A 16,737-nucleotide genomic window follows, 5' to 3' on the forward strand; every position below is an offset into this window, starting at 1 on the left:
AACCCCTTGCAGAGAAATTTATCTGCAAGGGGTTATTTATATTTGTTGTATATGTTACGGGTCGGCTGAAAATATCGATCCACGGTGCCATATCCAATCACTATATCCATAAATAAAACCCTGCAAAAACCAGCAGGGCTTAGTTCTCGTTAAAAAAAGTTAGCAATTGTTTGGGTTGACTTGTAATACAGCCGTCTATATTCAATTTAACTAGCTTCGAAAGTTCATTTGTTTCATTCATCTCAAAAAACACAGTGATATTCAGGTCTTGTAAAAAGTGAATGAAACCTTCTGAAGCCAGTGGGAACACGCCAAGTTTTTCGGGCAAGCAGAAAAGGTCTGCGTTCGGACGATACAAATGACCGAACTTGCTTGAATATGCGACGTACGCCTTTTTGATTTCCTCACTTCCGGCACCTAACGCAACGGAATTCTGTGCATATAGATTAAACCGATCAATTTGTTCATCGTATAGACTTGTTACGACAACCCGTTCAGTAGCATCCATTTCTTTTAGTAAACGCCACAACTTGGAAGGAATTAAACTACCTTCATACGTAGTAGGTGAATCACTCATAGAGATGACCAGCAATAGTTGAGGGAATTTCTTCAACAGTTCGCGAAGCGACACGACAGATAAACCACCGTGCAAAGTATCAAGTTCATCGGAACTGCTAAATTCACTTTGGATTTCTTGTAGTGTATAGTCGGAGATTTCGTCGGAAAGTATAACTTCCTGACTTGGCACTAAAAGAATTTCTTCATCTTTTGTCAGCTGTACATCTATCGCGAATCCATGAACACCTAAATCTGCTGCTTTCGTATAAGCGGAAAGTGGATCAACTTCTGTATCTTGGCACATTTGTGGGTCAGTCAAAACAGCTACTTCTGAAAAAAGAAGCGCTTTCTTTTCAGCACGAGGTTCTTGTTTTGCTATTACTTTTGAAGCAGCCCATGCAGCTACACTCGCTGCCCCCACAGTTATTGCAACATTTGTTTTTCTTCCCAATTTAGAACCTCCTCAATAAATAGTATATCTTCTCTTTTTGTATAGCAGAAGTTTGTGTTGCAGCCGAATATAAAATATTTGTAATCCTCATCATGTATAAAATAGACAGAGAGGATTCAAATAAATGTCTTATTAAGTGTAACCTATCTAAGAGAAGGTGTGCAAACAAAGATTGAGGTTCGGTCCGAGAGCACATAGCTTTATTCAAACATTTCATATGCAAGGTTGCAGGACTTTTCTCACCTATGGTATTGTATGGAGTAAGAAAGAGGGGGAGAATCATGATTGATCGACAAGGAATAATTGTCTATCTCCATCATTTAAAACAAGCAAAATCATTGCGCAAATTTGGGCATGTTCATTATATTTCAAAACGAATGAAATACGTTGTGCTTTACTGTGATATGGAAGACGTGGAAACAACAATCACTAAGTTGGAGCGTTTATCGGCTGTACGGAAAGTATTGCCCTCGCAGCGTCCCTTTGTCAGCACAGTATATGAAAATGCAAAGCCAGACAAAGCAAAAGAATACGATTATAAAACAGGTTTGTAACTTGTTGCCGCTTTGTTAATTTAGCGGCGGCAACAAGTGGTTTAAGCGTAAGATCCCGGTGATATACTGATAAAATAGCTCCTTCTCAGCAAATTGAGATGAATGCTTTATTTCTACTCTAACGGGTTTTTTATTCAGTGATTCTGCATGTTCAACAAACATGTCATAGCGTTTAGATGGCTTGTCTGCAGAATAACGAATTCCTTCCCTGCAAATATAGATCGGCATAAAGTGGTTGTTCTCGGTAGCAGGGGAAAAAGAAACAGCGAATGACAACTGTTCATTCGAGTTGTGTTTAGATGAAAAAATATAAGATTTATGAATTCGATGGGAGTTTGTGGACATTAATTCAAGCAATTCATAGATGTCACTATAGCCTTCTCCTAGTTCGATAAAACGTTGTTGGATCATAATCAAGCGCTTCCTTTCAGGCGATTAGTAATGGTTCGTATCCATCATACCATGTGATGAGGTGTTGTACGTTGAAAGCTATTGTCAGGATTTTATTTCTTTTGGCGGCAGTAAACGGTGGACTCGTTTATTTACACTACAGCCAGTCAGCAAATGCAGATGGAGAAGGCGCGAATTCAGGAACGTATCGTCAGGAAATCGAAGTCGTTAATCGAGCAGATGGATTGTATATCCGTCATCACTTTTATAACTTATCCGAAAGCAGACACGAAATTATTTGGCCAGAAGGAAGTGTCGAGCGAGGTTGTGAAGTGGAGGATTCTTCGTCGTGTGCCCGTCTGAATGATTCTAGTGTAGCGTTTGAAGAGGGAGAACGTGATCAGCAGTCCATTATGTATAAAATGCCCAAAAAACAGCCGCTGACTAGTAGAAAGTTATTTAAAAAGCCATTTGTATTATTGAAGGATGCCAAACCATTGACGACTGTTCTTCATATGACAGATGAACAAAATATTGGTGGTATGTGGGTAACAGGTCTTGAACGTGTAGGAAAGGCCGATAAAGAGCGTATAACGTATCGATTATACCGCGGAGTAGGATTTGTTAATGAGTTGTATTGGCAGCCTGAGGACGTTCCACTGGCATACTCCTCAAACAAGCTGACTCTGTTCGGTGAAGGTATTGACAAAAAACACAATGATCGTTTAGTGAAAATGCTTGAAAGTGTCGGTGGAAACCATGTGAATGTAGTGTTAGCTCCACGTAATCAACCACTGTATGCTGAGCGATTTATTGTGGAGAAAACCAGCAATATGTCTCAAGTGATGAAACAAGTAGCTAGAATGAGTGTGCAGTCACGTTTCGTGTTACCAACGGACGAGCCATCTATGAATAGTATGCTTGCTTCTATACTTGGAGACGAGCCAGTGGGAACGAAAGCGGAACAAGGAGCATTTCTTCGTTTGAAAGATTCGATTTCTGAAGAGCAGTATCAATCATTCCGTCAAAACATCTATGAGAAAATAGGGAAACAAATTTCGTCTTCCGATTTAGATCAATCATTGTCAAAAATACTGGCATTCGATACGCAGTATTTCCAAAAAACAATGAAAGAGGAACGATATAACTATCCATTCCTATTACTGGATCCACGTCTGGTGATGCTCGATGGAGAAGAAGTTCCTGAAGTCAAAGTAGTTGTGCAGAATGGGAAAAGTTTTTATCCGGCAGAAGAGTTATTATCGAAGATGGGCTATACTATTCGTTCAAACGAACAGTCGATTTATATCGATGGTCCAAGCCGAACCTATCGTTTTTCTAAAGTAGAGCCATTTTACGTCATGAATAATCGCAAATATGATTATAAAGAAAAGCCTTATACTACAATTAATAAAAAAATGTACTTTGATGAAAATTGGTTACGACGTATCTTTTTAGTGTTAATTGATAAGTCCGATGAAACCATAACGATCGAACAAATTGAAAAGTTGATAAAGGAGATGGAAAATGAGTGAGAGTCATTTCCGGTTCGAGAAAAGGAACACCTTTAAAGTCTCTACCAGGTACGTCCACTAGACCGACATCAGACAAAGTAAAGGAATCCATATTTAACAAGATTGGCCCATATTTCGATGGAGGCACTGTTGTCGAATTGTTTGGCGGCAGTGGCTCCATTGCCATTGAGGCGCTATCACGAGGGATGGAAAAAGCCATTGTGTTTGAAAAGAACCCTAAAGCATGCGCTATAATTAAAGCGAATGCAGAGAAGTGCCGTATGGAGGGGGCTTTGCAGATTGAGAAAAAAGATGCCCGACAAGCTGCGACAATTCTTAAGCAAAAAGAAGTGGTTATAGATCTACTGTTTGTAGATCCTCCCTATGCAACGGTAGAATACTATGATGTTATTAAAGACGTAATAGCACAAGGACTAGTGGCGGAAGATGCAACAATTATTTGTGAACACGATAAACATATAGATTTGCCCGAACAGTACGATACATATATTCAAATCAGTTCTGCCAACTACGGAAACACTGCTATTACGATTTACGAGAAAAGAGGCTGACAGCATGACACAAATCGCAATCGTACCAGGAAGTTTTGACCCGGTAACGAATGGACATTTAGATATCATAGAAAGAGCAGCAAAAACATTTGGGGAAGTTCATGTAGCGGTAATGAATAACTCTTCTAAAAAGCCGTTATTCACGGTAGAAGAGCGTATAGCACTTATTCAAGAAGTGACGTCGAAATATGACAATGTCAAGATTGACACATCTTCGGGATTATTGATTGATTATGCACAGGAAATTAACGCATCCGTCATCGTTCGTGGCTTGCGTGCGATTTCGGATTTTGAGTATGAGATGCAAATCACATCGATGAACCGAGTGTTGGATGAAAGCATTGAAACGTTCTTCGTTATGACAAAGAGCCAGTATTCATTCCTTAGCTCAAGCATCGTCAAAGAAGTCGCGCGATATGGTGGAGATGTCTCTTCGCTCGTCCCACCACATGTCAATGCAGCACTAAAGGAAAAGTTTGTGAAATAAGAGTGTATTTAGAGTATAAAAAAGGATGTCTATTATAGGCATCCTTTTTTGTGTAGAATTTAGTGCAGCAATGAATACTTTTCCACCTCAATAAATCCAAATGAACAATATAGGCACGAGCAGCGTGTTCCAGACCCTTGCGATGATATAAGGGAATATTCGTATGCCTGCCGCTTTGGCGATCGTCATGACTTGCATATGGATGCTCAGGCCGTTGATCGAGAGAATCGCTGCAATGAGCATCGGATATATTGCATCCCCGGCAAAATGCTCTGTAGCAGACTGGACACCGGAAGTCATTTCGAACACAGCGAGCAATAAAGTCTCTGTCACGCCCATATCAACCATAAATACAGAAGAAATGGAATGCGAAAGCACGTTGCTGAGTGAAGAGAAGAAAATAACTGTTGTTGCCACCAATAAAATAACAGAGGAACTGTCCTTGATAGAGCGAAGTAAAGGAGACGTGCTATGTTGTTTAGGAACAATTGGTACAATGTTCTCTTGATACCGCCTGCCTATAATTGACATCGCCAATATGAAAAATATGATATTAGCTAAATGAATGGCGATCAACAACTTCCAGCCACTTGTCGTGTTGCCGAATAATTCGTTACCAACAAAGCCAATAATAAACATGGGGCCTGGTGCATGGCAGGAGGCAACGAGCAAACTACTTTCAGCTGCAGAAATCTCACCGTTCTTCTTCATTTCACTAACAGTCACGGCACCTACAGGAAAGCCACCAAACGAACCAAGCACATAAGCTTTTATGTATCGACTCCATTGACCGGTGACGCGTTTGCTAGGCATTTTCAATAACCACTGCGTTAAAATAATATAAGGTAGCAAATAGGGAAGTAACGCAGTAGTGAACAATTGGGCACCAGTGACGGCTCCTTCATGTGCGACATCTGGTTGCAAAATAAATAAAATAATCAGTGCCCAGATGACGAGTACGTTACTCATTGTTCGATACGGCAGAATCGTAATTTAATAAGCATCTGTCGCACTCCTTCCTTATTTTTGAAATACAATAAAATCTACCGTAATATATATGTAGTATTCGTACAGGCTATTAATGGAGGTGAACTTTTATGAAAATGCGGAAATGGGGAATAGCGGCAGTAATCCTGATAGTAGTAGCTGTTATAGCACTTTATCCGTTAGATATGTATATTTCTCGGCCAGGTGGAGCGTACGATTTAGCGCCGCTTGTAGAAGTAGTAGGTGGAGATACAGATGATGTAGGAACATTTAGTTTGATGACGATTGCAATCGGCAAAGCGACCCCCATGACTTATGCGTGGTCAAAGTTTTCCGATAAAATGAAACTACTACCAGCTACCCAAGTGAGAAGGCACGGTGAAAGTGACGAAGAGTACGGAGTGCGTCAGAAGAAACTGATGAATGATTCCAAAACACATGCCATATCCGTCGCATTTGACAAGGCAGGTTTGCCAATCAATCGGAAGTTTACCGGTGTTTTTGTGGCAGGCGTATTACCTGCAGGGGCTTCTGCAGGTAAGTTAGAAGTTGGGGACCTCATTCAATCAATCGATCTGCAAGAGCTTGCTTCAGCAAAAGAATTTATGCAAGAGATTGGTGATAAGCCTGAAGGTCAGAAGGTACAATTGCGAGTGAAACGAGGGAAACAGGAACTGGATGTTCCAATAGAATTAAAAGAATTACCTGATTCAAATGGTCGTGCAGGGCTTGGTATAGAGTTTGAAGAACAGATCAAACTAGAAACAGAGCCAAAGGTCGACATACGCACAGAAGACATTGGTGGGCCTTCAGCGGGCTTGATGTTTACGCTGGAATTGATGAATCGTTTAGTGGATGTCGATTTGACAAAAGGCTATAATATCGCAGGAACCGGTGAGATGCTCGAAGATGGTTCAGTAGGAAGAATCGGTGGAATTGATTTTAAAGTTATGGCTGCCGATCGTCAAGATATCGAAATATTTTTCGCGCCTGACGACGAATTACCGGATGAAGTGAAAAAGAAAAACCCGCAGCTTCGCTCAAACTATGAAGAAGCGAAAGCAACTGCGGATAAAATCGGTACGAAAATGAAAGTCGTACCCGTAAAAACGATTGATGATGCACTGAGTTATCTGGAAAAGCTGGATGAAAAGTAATCACTCACAGTAAAATGGGCGGAGTTTTAAAATCGAGTCCTGGTTCACCTTGTATACCGCACATATAAATATCTGTACTTTTGATATCCATCAATAGTGATGGATCTTTGTGAGAACCAGCGCGGCTTACGAGTGGCAACGGCAATTCTTTTTTTACAGACCGTAAATAACTTCTCCCATTTTCCGATATGCCGAGAAGTCTTAAATAAGACGGGCTACAAATTTGTGCGCGTGTCGTTTTACGATAACCTGTCAATATGTGCACTAGCATGCGTTGTATACGTGTCCACGTATAGCGTTTTGATTTGACGGCCTGCATGAACTGTTGGAATGTAGAATTTTCTTTTGCGGCGCGCCAAAAAGAAAACTCGATGCCTTCCGTGATATCTGCAATGAGAGCTAATTGTTCAGGTCCTTCCCGAAGAATCGTGTACCGAAGAAATGGGTAGAGATGATTCCAACTCTGATGTGGCTGTTGTTTGAGAAGGTTAAAGGAAGCTGGTGGCATGAATGTTTGCACGTGCTCCGTATCGGTTGCAAACAGCTCTTTGCGTATTCCTGTAGCACTAGCAATAGAGTTCTCAGGTAAAGCTTCATCGTGAAAATGTGTACCTTTTCTTGCGATCGTGACAGGCAGTATATCCGACCTGATTTCTCTTGCAGACTGCATATAATGAAAACCTAAAATGTTATTTGGTTCTGACAAGTCAGCTAAGGGTTCATCAGTGTTGTGTGAAATTTCTTCATATGCAATCCGCAATGCGTTTGGATAACTAATACCTTCTTGCACGGAAGACATTATTGTTTTTTCATAAAGTTCTTTATTTGTGTCTATTGTGTCTAAACTATTCGTAAACGGTGCGATACTCCCTTCTTCACTGCCGAAGCAAATGTATTTGCATTGAAGGGCGTCAAGGATTTGTACGGAACCTTTTGCGAATTTTGGGGCATGTGCTGTAGAAAAAGCATAGGGTAACTCGATGACGAGATCAGCCCCACCAGCGAGAGCCATTCGCGTCCGTGTCCATTTATCGACAATCGCGGGTTCACCACGTTGAAGGAAATGCCCACTCATCACAGCGATGATTACATTCGCGTTCGTTAGCCTTTTTGCTTCATTCAGATGGAATAAATGACCGTTATGGAAGGGATTATATTCGACGACAATACCAGTAGCTATCAATGAAATCCTCCTCTGTACTTGCGTATAATGAATTATAACGTTAAACTTATTAGGGTGACAAGAAAATATCTTGACATCCCATATTTTAAATACTATAATCAACATTGTTGTCTTGAGGTGATAGACATGAAATGGTCCATTCATCAATTACGGAAACATAGGCAAGGTCCGCTACTGTTTGACGAAGCAGTAAATTTAGATTCTGTGAAAAATCGGAATCAAGAAATTAGGGCAATTCAGCCTGTTCGAGTAAGTGGAACATGTACAATTGGTGAGAAAAAGTTAACATGCCGGCTTAAGTTAGAAGGTTCAATGACTTTGCCTTGTGCACGTACGTGGGAAGACGTCGATTATCCTTTCTCTATCGAATCGTTTGAGCAATTCAGCTGGGACGATGAGACACTTCAGATGGATGATGAAATTCATCCGGTTGAAGGAGAAATAATTGATTTTATTCCTGTATTGGAAGAACTCATTTTGCTAGAGATCCCGATGCAAGTATTCTGTGATAACGCAGATGAAATGCAGCAGGTTGAAGGCAAAGGTTGGTCCTATACAACCGATGAAGAATTGGAAGCGCAACGACAAGAAGCAGGAGAAAAAGTGGATCCTCGCTTAGCAGGATTGGCTAATTTTTTTGAAACCGATAAAGAGTAAACCCTTATAAGGAGGTGCCCCCCAATGGCAGTACCAAAGAGAAGAACTTCTAAAACGAAGAAAAATATGCGTCGAACTCATTACAAAATTGAAGCGCCAGGTATGACTACTTGTAGCAACTGTGGAGAAATGAAGTTGGCACACCACGTTTGCAAATCATGCGGACACTACAAAGGAAAAGACGTTGTAGGCGAATAATTTAGATTCTGCACAACGAAATAGAAGACTACCTTGAGACCATGGCTCAAGGTAGTCTTTTTTGTTTTACACAAAAATGGTATGCTGAGTAAAAAGGGGGAATTTTTTTGTCTTATTCAATAAATATAGATCAGTCCTTAGCTCGCTTCACAATTAATCGTCCTGCTATGCGAAATGCAATAAATTATGACGTTATGGAGGGGCTTGAACTCTTCCTGGATAAAATCGAGGATGATCCTGAAATTTCTTTCGCTGTCATAACAGGAGAGGGGAGCCTTGCATTTTGTTCAGGCGGAGACCTAAGTGATTTTCATGGCTTTCAAACAGCGGAGGATGCTATTCCAATGCTTAGTAGGGGAGCAAGTATATTGTACCGTATTGCCACGTTACCGATGCCTACAATAGCGCTTGTGAATGGAACAGCTGTTGGTGGCGGTTGTGAACTGGCAACAGCTTGTGATTACCGTCTAGTTGCGTCGCACGCAAGAGCAGGTTTCATTCAGGGTACGTTAGCTATCACGTCAGGCTGGGGTGGCGCAACACTGTTATTCGAGAAAAACAGTCCACATGATCGTATGTTGCAGTTTACGAGTAGAGCGAGCGTTCATTCGCCTGAAGAATTACTTGAGCTTGGATGGGCGACTGAAGTGTATGAGGGGGATGCCCGAACTGCACTTGATCGATTCTTAGCTCCTAAGCTGAAAGTGCATAGAAATGTACACCGTGCATATAAATCTATCGCAACTAGAAAGTGGGAAGCGAGTGGGCTTGAGCAAGCGATGCAAGAAGAGGCTCGAATTTGTTCTGTTCTGTGGGAAAGCGATGCGCATCATGAAGCAGTTCAACGATTTTTAACGAAAAGCAAGTAAAGTTACGGTCCCGATAGACATAGACTGTCGGGACTGTTCAACATTTACTTGTAAACGGTTTCATAAATAAGATACACTAACTATAAAGAAATAGTTTTCAACAAATGTAAGTACTAAGAATATGAGGAGTGATTGTATGCAAGAAGTAAAAGCAGCGATGGCAGGGACGATCTTTCAGATTGAAGTGAAAGAAGGAGACGCAGTGACGAAGGGACAAGTTGTCGTCATTTTGGAATCGATGAAAATGGAGATTCCGCTTGAAGCAGAAATCGATGGAACAGTAAGTAAAATCCACGGAGCTGAGGGCGATTTCGTAGATGAAGATGACGTATTGGTTACTATTCAATCGTAATGGAAGGCGGGAAATCCCTTGAAAAATGAATCGACAAAGACAGCTTATAATGAAAAGCTTGAAGAGATCACTACTCGCATTATGGCAGGCGGTGCGGAAAAATATCATGCTAAATCTGAAGAACAAGGAAAGTTGTTTGTAAGAGAACGGCTTCGCTTATTATTCGATGAAGGTAAGTATGCTGAAGATGGTAAATTTGCGAATTGTGAAGCAAAAGATCTTCCTTCAGACGGGGTTGTAACGGCTACTGGGAAAATCGACGGTCAAACCGTTTGTGTGATGGCCAATGATTCGACAGTCAAAGCAGGTTCGTGGGGTGCGCGAACAGTAGAGAAAATTATTCGTATTCAGGAAACTGCTGAAAAACTTCGCGTACCTCTACTTTATTTAGTGGACTCTGCAGGAGCGCGAATTACAGATCAGTTGGATATGTTCCCGAATCGCCGTGGCGCTGGTAGGATATTCCACAATCAAGTACGTTTATCTGGCGTCATTCCACAAGTTTGTCTTTTATTCGGACCTTCTGCAGCAGGTGGAGCTTATATTCCAGCCTTCTGTGACATTGTCATTATGGTAGAAGGCAATGCCTCGATGTATCTAGGGTCACCTCGGATGGCTGAAAAAGTTATAGGGGAGAAAGTGACGTTAGAAGAAATGGGCGGGGCGCGCATGCATTGTTCCGTAAGTGGTTGTGGTGATGTGTTGGTAGATAGCGAGGAGCAAGCCATTGTAGAGGCCCGCAGATACTTGTCTTACTTCCCTGAAAACTATGAAGCGCCTGCCAAAATGGTTGAACCTCGTGAGGCGAAGATAGGACGCACGCTGGAAGAGATCATACCAGAAAATCAAAACGCTCCATTCGATATGCATGAGGCAATCGATCAATTGGTAGATGAAGATAGTTTGTTTGAAATCAAGAAGTTGTTTGCTGGGGAGGTCATCACTACTCTTGCGCGTATTGACGGCCGGCCTGTAGGGATTATTGCCAATCAGCCGAAAGTAAAAGGTGGCGTACTGTTTGTAGACTCCGCTGACAAAGTAACGAAGTTCATCACCTTATGTGATGCTTTCTCTATTCCGTTGTTGTTCCTTGCAGATGTGCCAGGATTCATGATTGGGACGAAAGTGGAACGACAAGGAATTATCCGCCATGGGGCAAAGTTAATTATGGCGATGAGTTCCGCTACTGTACCAAAAATTTCGGTTGTTGTGCGCAAAGCTTACGGAGCTGGCCTATATGCGATGGCAGGACCTGCGTTTGAGCCTGATGTCTGTATTGCCTTGCCAACTGCGCAAATCGCTGTAATGGGCCCTGAAGCAGCCGTCAATGCAGTGTACTCGAATAAAATCGAAGCCATTACAGATCCGAAAGAAAAAATCGCATTTATTAAAGAGAAGCAGCGAGAGTATAAAGAGGAAATTGATATTTATAGAATGGCATCAGAACTCATTATTGACGAAGTAGTTGCACCACATAATCTTCGCTCAGTACTAGCTGAGAGATTTGGATTCTATGAAACGAAAAAAATTATGAATTCTTCGAGAAAACATCCTGTCTATCCTGTATAATAAAATGTACCAACAGAGACGCCTTTACTGGGTCTCTTTTTTAAGGAGGAAAGCTATGCGATTTGTAGTGGTGGGAGCAGGATCAATAGGTTTGTTAATTGGTTCCTATTTAGCTCAACATCAGGCAGAGGTTACCTTCTGGGTAAGACGCGAAGAACAAGCAAAGCGCTTACGTAGTGGTCTAGTGAGAGAGCCTGAAAAAAATACATATGAAGTACGTTCAACCATACATATTGAGGAATTACCGACAGATGCGTTGTGGATTATTGCGGTGAAGTATGATGCCTTGCCAGTTATCTTGTCTGAAATTAGTACATTATCTGTACAACCAAATTTGTTATTTGTTCAAAACGGGATAGGTCACCTGTCGTTGGCAAAGCAATATTCGCTAGGGCATGTGTCGTTCGCAACAGTTGAGCATGGTGCAGGAAGGATAAATGATCGAACAGTTTCACATAACGGTGTTGGGCCTATAACCATTGCGGAAAACGAGCAGATTTTATCAACGATTCAGTGGATGGCTGAAATCGATCCGCTGAATTTTCCAATCGCTACACAAAAAAGTCCGGAACGCTTACTTTTCCGTAAAGTATTGATAAATTGTGCAATTAATCCTCTCACAGCACTGTATCAAGTGAAGAACGGACAATTGTTGGAGAATCCCCATTATTATTCATTGTTCCGTCAGTTATGTGAAGAGTTGTTAAGTAATTTTGAAGAGTATAGTGATCTATTGAATTATAAGGATATAGAAGAGGTGTGCCGTAAAACAGCTCATAATCAATCTTCTATGCTAGTGGACAGAAAAAAAGGAAGAAAGATGGAAGTCGAAACAATTCTAACAGCAGTCTTGAAGGAGATTGAAAGAAAAGGTGGAAGTGCTCCTTTTTTGCAAATGCTTGAGACGATGTTGCTTGGAATAAACAGGAGTGAATCTAGCGGATGTTGACGAATATACTTGGGGCATTATTATTGTTTCCGTTTATTATTTTAGTTGTATTAATTATTGTGGCAAAGAAGATTGGAATTACGAAGAAAAAAAGAATTGGCTGGGCTATTGACTGGACAACGCCATTCATGGTTCTAACCGTGCTCATCTTAATTCGAGCTATTTGGGATGTTTGGCTGCCTATTTTATTGATAGGTGTATTGTGCATAATTGCGATAGGCTTCTCTATCATGGAACGTTCCAGAGAAAAGGAATTCCGGACTTCTTGGGTTCTGCGCAGAACGTGGCGGGCTTATTTCTTGTTGTTGACTGTAACTTACTTCTTGCTGTTCGTTATCGGAATCACATTGCAAATTATTCGCTATGTGAACTAATTTGCGCTCATAAGCGTATCAATTCATCCTATTCGGATGAAATGATATACTTGCGATAAGTATGCGACATAAAGGAGTTTGTGACATGTATTTGGACACAATGGAATTGCCGAAAAAGAATAAATTGATGGAAGCGTATCGGCATGATCCACAATTTTTTCATACATTTTTTGATTATGAAGTAACACAGACTGGATATGAGAAAAGAGCAGAAGAGTTGCAGGGGCGTTCATTTCAACGGGAACAACTAGCTATTGCCATAGAACACTATATGGAGCCGTTTGGTATATCGGATTTGGCTGCTCAACATATTCAAGAACTTTCTAATGATGCGCTCGTCGTCATAGGAGGGCAACAAGCGGGAATTTTGACGGGGCCTTTGTATTCTGTTCATAAGGCTATTTCTGTTATTTTACTGGCAAAAGAACAACGCAAAGCACTAAAGAAACCCGTAATTCCTGTTTTTTGGATTGCAGGAGAAGATCATGACATCAATGAAATTAATCATACATATACTGCCAAAGCAGGAAAGGCGGCCAAACGACAGTTTAAACAGCCGACCATTTTGAAAACGATGGCTTCGGATACGCTATACGATCAAAAAGAAATGGCTGCTTTCATTAGAAAAGTTTTCAAAAGTTATGGAGAAACAATTTATACACGTGGGTTGCTAGATAATGTACTGCAAACCGTGAAACAACAGCAAACGTTCACAGGTTTTTTCACTTCTTTAATGAACGATCTGTTTACAAAGCACGGGTTGTTGTTCATGGACGCGGCCTATAAACCACTACGCCAATTGGAATCACCATACTTTTCGCAAATGATTGAAAGCTCTGAAGCGATGGCAAGAAGTATCCACGCAACAGAACAACAGCTTCAGTCACATGGTTACTCGAAGCCGATCGAAGCCGAAGAGCAAGATGCCAACATCTTTTACGTTCATGATACAGGGAGAATTTTGCTCCGAAGAAAAGACGGTAAGTTCGTTAATGAACAATCTGGTATTTCCTTCACTGAGCAAAAGATGTATGAGCTTGCCAAGAATGAACCTTGGTTGCTGAGTAATAACGTAGCAACTAGACCCATTATGCAAGATTTAGTATTTCCTGTATTAGCATTCGTTGGCGGACCGGGTGAAATTGCGTATTGGTCTTTGCTGAAAGACGCATTTCATATTATGGGTATCCATATGCCGGTCATCGTCCCAAGGCTTTCTATCACACTGGTCAACAGACAAGTCCAAGACGCACTGGAACTGACAAATATTACGATGGCACAAGTAATGGATTATCAATTACCGGAACATCAAGAACAATGGCTAGAGCAACAAAGGGATGAGGCGTTTGATCGATTGCTTGACGAGACGAAGAGTCAACTAGAAGCACAGTATGAAATGTTGTATACGCATTTAGAAACGACAGATCCAAGCTTACTTCAATTACTTCAAAAGAATTTGCAGTTTCATAAGAGTCAGTTTGATTATTTACAGAAGAAAAAAGAACAATCAATCTTAGTAAAACATCATGTACAGTACGAACGTTACCATGTCATTTCTGAGCAGTTATTTCCAGAAGGCTCCTTGCAAGAACGTCTCTATTCCCCTTACTTCTACATGAATCAATTTGGAGAAGATTTGATAGACGAGTTACTGAAACAGTCGTATACCTTCGATGGATCTCATCAGCTCGTGTATTTATAAGAAACCCTTTAAACCCGCCATTCGTTCTATGAATGGTGGGTTTAATTTGCGTTGAAAGGATCGGCTAGCAAGGATGCTGGGTAGGGATTTTGAGTGTAAAGCTGTGCTCTCAACGCTCTGCTTTTACTCGCCAAAGCAGTCCTTCGTTACGGCTCTTCCCGCTGGCACACCGGAAAGCATCCGCAACAGGAGCTTCAATCCCCTCGTATTTACTAAATGTTTAATTTTCACTGGGATTTCACCTTACGACAATTCCTAGTGTTACTAGCGAAAACAGTGGTTTTTTCGCGATATGAGCAGGAAAACAAATCAGAAAGAAGTACTATTGACACATTTTAATAAATATGAGAAGAAAAATAGCCAAGTGGGTGGAGGAAAGTGGGGGGATGTGGTACATTATTTCATACAGTGGGGTGAATTATATGTTCATGGGAGAGTATCAACATTCAATTGATATGAAAGGTCGTCTAATCGTTCCTTCGAAATTTCGGGATCTGTTGGAAGATGGCTTTATTTTAACCCGTGGACTTGATAATTGCTTGTTTGGATACCCACTGGACGAATGGCAAAAGCTTGAAGAAAAGTTGAAAGCGTTGCCGGTCACAAAAAAGGATGCTCGTGCATTCACTCGCTTCTTCTTCTCGGGAGCATGCGAAGCAAGTCTTGATAAGCAGGGGAGAGTCAATATACCTGCTAATTTACGAGAGTTCGCAAAGATTGAAAAGGACTGTATGATTATCGGTGTATCCAGCCGGATTGAAATTTGGTCTGCAGAACTTTGGGAAGCGTACTACGAGGAATCTGAGGAATCATTTAATGACATTGCAGAAAACCTTATTGATTTTGAATTTTGAAAGCAGGCGGAATAAACATGTTTAACCACACAACAGTATTACTGCATGAAGCCGTCGATGGCTTGCATGTAAAGGAAGATGGCATTTACGTGGATTGCACACTTGGTGGTGCAGGTCACAGTGAAGAAATAGTCAAACTACTTTCATCTAAAGGCCAACTAATCTGCTTTGACCAAGATATGACGGCCATTGAAGCAGCACAACAAAAACTAGCGCACTATACAGCACAAGTACAATTTGTCCATGCAAACTTTAAGGACTTGAAAAATGAACTAGCGAAATTAGGAATATCTCATGTAGATGGCATTTTATATGACCTAGGAGTTTCTTCTCCACAATTGGATACAGCCGAGCGAGGATTCAGTTACCATCTTGATGCACCATTGGATATGCGTATGGATACGTCTGCGCCATTGACAGCTTACGAAGTAGTTAATGAATGGTCGTATTCCGACTTGGTTAGGATATTTTTCCGCTACGGTGAAGAGAAGTTCTCAAAGCAAATCGTCCGTAAAATTGAAGAAGCACGCGCTGATGCGCCTATACGTACAACAGGGGAACTCGCGGAACTTATTAAAACGGGTATTCCAGCAGCTGCCAGAAGAACCGGTGGCCATCCTGCGAAACGTGTTTTTCAGGCTATCCGAATTGCAGTAAATGATGAGTTGGGAGCAGCTGAGCAATCTTTAACTGACGCCCTCACGTTATTACGTGAAGGAGGTCGAATCAGCGTCATTACTTTCCATTCACTTGAAGATCGCTTATGTAAAACCATATTTAAGGAAGCATCTTCTATGCCGGAGTTGCCGCCGAACTTACCTATTATACCTGAGGGAATGGATCCGGACTTCCGTCTTATTACTCGCAAGCCGATCATCCCGACAGATGAAGAAATAGAACATAACAAACGTGCTAGATCAGCAAAATTACGAATCATTGAGAAAAAATAGAAAAGGGGAATCAAGCCATGGGACTAGAACAACGGAACCTTAATACGCCACAGACACCGGAGGTAGAACAACATACTGACCAAAATCAGCAACAGGTTGTCCGCCGTGTGAAAAAACGTTTTTCTAAGGGCGAAAAGATATTGTTCACTTTATTTGCAGCATTTACAATCGGCACTTCATCTATGCTTTTACAGACACATTCAGATATAAACGCTGTCAATAAAGAAGTGCAGTTGATGAATACGGAAATTGAAAATACTAAAAAACAGAATAATGAATTGTCCATTCAAGTGAGTGACAAATCCACTTACGAACGTATTTGGAAAAAAGCACAAGAGAATGGTTTGAACCTTAACGAAAGTAACGTAAAGGTCGTACCAGGACGATGAAGAAGTTTCGCTTTCAATGGG

The 16,737-nt window shown here is 41.1% G+C and carries 20 protein-coding genes; 16 read left to right on the plus strand and 4 right to left on the minus strand.

The genetic code is table 11. From position 1 onward, the window contains the following. Positions 1-139: 139 nt before the first annotated feature. Entirely contained in the window at positions 140-1,009 is an 870-nt protein-coding gene (locus Q7P97_RS06205; RefSeq protein WP_303968016.1) for a glycerophosphodiester phosphodiesterase, read from the minus strand. A 281-nt stretch (positions 1,010-1,290) separates the two neighbouring features. Between Q7P97_RS06205 and Q7P97_RS06210 the strand changes: the two genes are divergently transcribed. Further along, entirely contained in the window at positions 1,291-1,563 is a 273-nt protein-coding gene (locus Q7P97_RS06210; RefSeq protein ID WP_085428546.1) for a YlbG family protein, read from the plus strand. 15 nt (positions 1,564-1,578) lie between these two features. Here Q7P97_RS06210 and Q7P97_RS06215 read toward each other — a convergent pair whose 3' ends face one another. Then, positions 1,579-1,974, minus strand: coding sequence for a DUF7147 family protein (locus tag Q7P97_RS06215; RefSeq protein WP_085428547.1), 396 nt, complete (start codon positions 1,972-1,974; stop codon positions 1,579-1,581). Positions 1,975-2,045: 71 nt separating this feature from the next. Between Q7P97_RS06215 and Q7P97_RS06220 the strand changes: the two genes are divergently transcribed. The 3 genes from Q7P97_RS06220 to coaD are packed head-to-tail and all read left to right on the plus strand — an operon-like array spanning position 2,046 to position 4,526. Further along, positions 2,046-3,488: a hypothetical protein gene (locus Q7P97_RS06220; protein WP_303968019.1), complete on the plus strand. Its 1,443-nt coding sequence runs from the start codon at positions 2,046-2,048 to the stop codon at positions 3,486-3,488. Next, positions 3,485-4,039, plus strand: a complete 555-nt coding sequence (gene rsmD, locus Q7P97_RS06225; RefSeq protein ID WP_303968021.1) for a 16S rRNA (guanine(966)-N(2))-methyltransferase RsmD — start codon at positions 3,485-3,487, stop codon at positions 4,037-4,039. The genes Q7P97_RS06220 and rsmD overlap by 4 nt, the downstream gene beginning before the upstream one ends. Before the next feature lie 4 nt (positions 4,040-4,043). Beyond that, on the plus strand, positions 4,044-4,526 hold the full coding sequence (coaD, locus tag Q7P97_RS06230) for a pantetheine-phosphate adenylyltransferase (protein ID WP_303968024.1): 483 nt from the start codon (positions 4,044-4,046) through the stop codon (positions 4,524-4,526). Positions 4,527-4,613: 87 nt separating this feature from the next. Here the strand turns inward: coaD and Q7P97_RS06235 are convergent, their stop codons facing one another. After that, the gene (locus Q7P97_RS06235) at positions 4,614-5,495 is read right to left on the minus strand and encodes a hypothetical protein (protein ID WP_303968027.1); all 882 of its coding nucleotides are present in this window, start codon (positions 5,493-5,495) and stop codon (positions 4,614-4,616) included. A 128-nt stretch (positions 5,496-5,623) separates the two neighbouring features. Between Q7P97_RS06235 and Q7P97_RS06240 the strand changes: the two genes are divergently transcribed. Continuing rightward, complete coding sequence (locus Q7P97_RS06240) at positions 5,624-6,670, plus strand: SepM family pheromone-processing serine protease (protein ID WP_303968029.1); 1,047 nt, start codon at positions 5,624-5,626, stop codon at positions 6,668-6,670. A gap of 4 nt (positions 6,671-6,674) precedes the next feature. On the opposite strand, the gene Q7P97_RS06245 is transcribed toward Q7P97_RS06240, so the two are convergent. Beyond that, entirely contained in the window at positions 6,675-7,853 is a 1,179-nt protein-coding gene (locus Q7P97_RS06245; RefSeq protein WP_303968032.1) for a nucleotidyltransferase, read from the minus strand. A 126-nt stretch (positions 7,854-7,979) separates the two neighbouring features. Between Q7P97_RS06245 and Q7P97_RS06250 the strand changes: the two genes are divergently transcribed. The 11 genes from Q7P97_RS06250 (at position 7,980) to ftsL (ending at position 16,716) form a co-directional block, all read left to right on the plus strand. Beyond that, the gene (locus Q7P97_RS06250; protein WP_303968035.1) at positions 7,980-8,510 is read left to right on the plus strand and encodes a YceD family protein; all 531 of its coding nucleotides are present in this window, start codon (positions 7,980-7,982) and stop codon (positions 8,508-8,510) included. A 24-nt stretch (positions 8,511-8,534) separates the two neighbouring features. After that, the gene (gene rpmF, locus Q7P97_RS06255) at positions 8,535-8,708 is read left to right on the plus strand and encodes a 50S ribosomal protein L32 (RefSeq protein ID WP_085428555.1); all 174 of its coding nucleotides are present in this window, start codon (positions 8,535-8,537) and stop codon (positions 8,706-8,708) included. A 107-nt stretch (positions 8,709-8,815) separates the two neighbouring features. Then, on the plus strand, positions 8,816-9,577 hold the full coding sequence (locus Q7P97_RS06260; RefSeq protein ID WP_303968041.1) for an enoyl-CoA hydratase/isomerase family protein: 762 nt from the start codon (positions 8,816-8,818) through the stop codon (positions 9,575-9,577). Between the two features lie 136 nt (positions 9,578-9,713). Then, positions 9,714-9,929 carry an acetyl-CoA carboxylase biotin carboxyl carrier protein subunit gene (locus tag Q7P97_RS06265; protein WP_085428557.1) on the plus strand — a complete coding sequence of 72 codons (216 nt, stop codon included), beginning with the start codon at positions 9,714-9,716 and terminating at the stop codon, positions 9,927-9,929. 81 nt (positions 9,930-10,010) lie between these two features. Continuing rightward, complete coding sequence (locus Q7P97_RS06270) at positions 10,011-11,498, plus strand: acyl-CoA carboxylase subunit beta (protein ID WP_303968156.1); 1,488 nt, start codon at positions 10,011-10,013, stop codon at positions 11,496-11,498. Positions 11,499-11,553: 55 nt separating this feature from the next. Further along, positions 11,554-12,447, plus strand: coding sequence for a ketopantoate reductase family protein (locus Q7P97_RS06275; protein ID WP_303968044.1), 894 nt, complete (start codon positions 11,554-11,556; stop codon positions 12,445-12,447). After that, complete coding sequence (locus Q7P97_RS06280; RefSeq protein WP_303968047.1) at positions 12,441-12,821, plus strand: DUF3397 family protein; 381 nt, start codon at positions 12,441-12,443, stop codon at positions 12,819-12,821. The genes Q7P97_RS06275 and Q7P97_RS06280 overlap by 7 nt, the downstream gene beginning before the upstream one ends. A gap of 85 nt (positions 12,822-12,906) precedes the next feature. Continuing rightward, complete coding sequence (bshC, locus tag Q7P97_RS06285) at positions 12,907-14,523, plus strand: bacillithiol biosynthesis cysteine-adding enzyme BshC (protein ID WP_303968050.1); 1,617 nt, start codon at positions 12,907-12,909, stop codon at positions 14,521-14,523. 422 nt (positions 14,524-14,945) lie between these two features. After that, positions 14,946-15,377 carry a division/cell wall cluster transcriptional repressor MraZ gene (gene mraZ / locus Q7P97_RS06290; RefSeq protein WP_303968159.1) on the plus strand — a complete coding sequence of 144 codons (432 nt, stop codon included), beginning with the start codon at positions 14,946-14,948 and terminating at the stop codon, positions 15,375-15,377. Positions 15,378-15,394: 17 nt separating this feature from the next. After that, positions 15,395-16,327, plus strand: coding sequence for a 16S rRNA (cytosine(1402)-N(4))-methyltransferase RsmH (gene rsmH / locus Q7P97_RS06295; RefSeq protein WP_099624466.1), 933 nt, complete (start codon positions 15,395-15,397; stop codon positions 16,325-16,327). A 17-nt stretch (positions 16,328-16,344) separates the two neighbouring features. Continuing rightward, on the plus strand, positions 16,345-16,716 hold the full coding sequence (ftsL, locus tag Q7P97_RS06300) for a cell division protein FtsL (protein WP_303968055.1): 372 nt from the start codon (positions 16,345-16,347) through the stop codon (positions 16,714-16,716). Positions 16,717-16,737 lie beyond the last annotated feature (21 nt).

This window comes from Sporosarcina ureae (assembly GCF_029267015.1).
GTDB lineage: Bacteria > Bacillota > Bacilli > Bacillales_A > Planococcaceae > Sporosarcina > Sporosarcina ureae_D.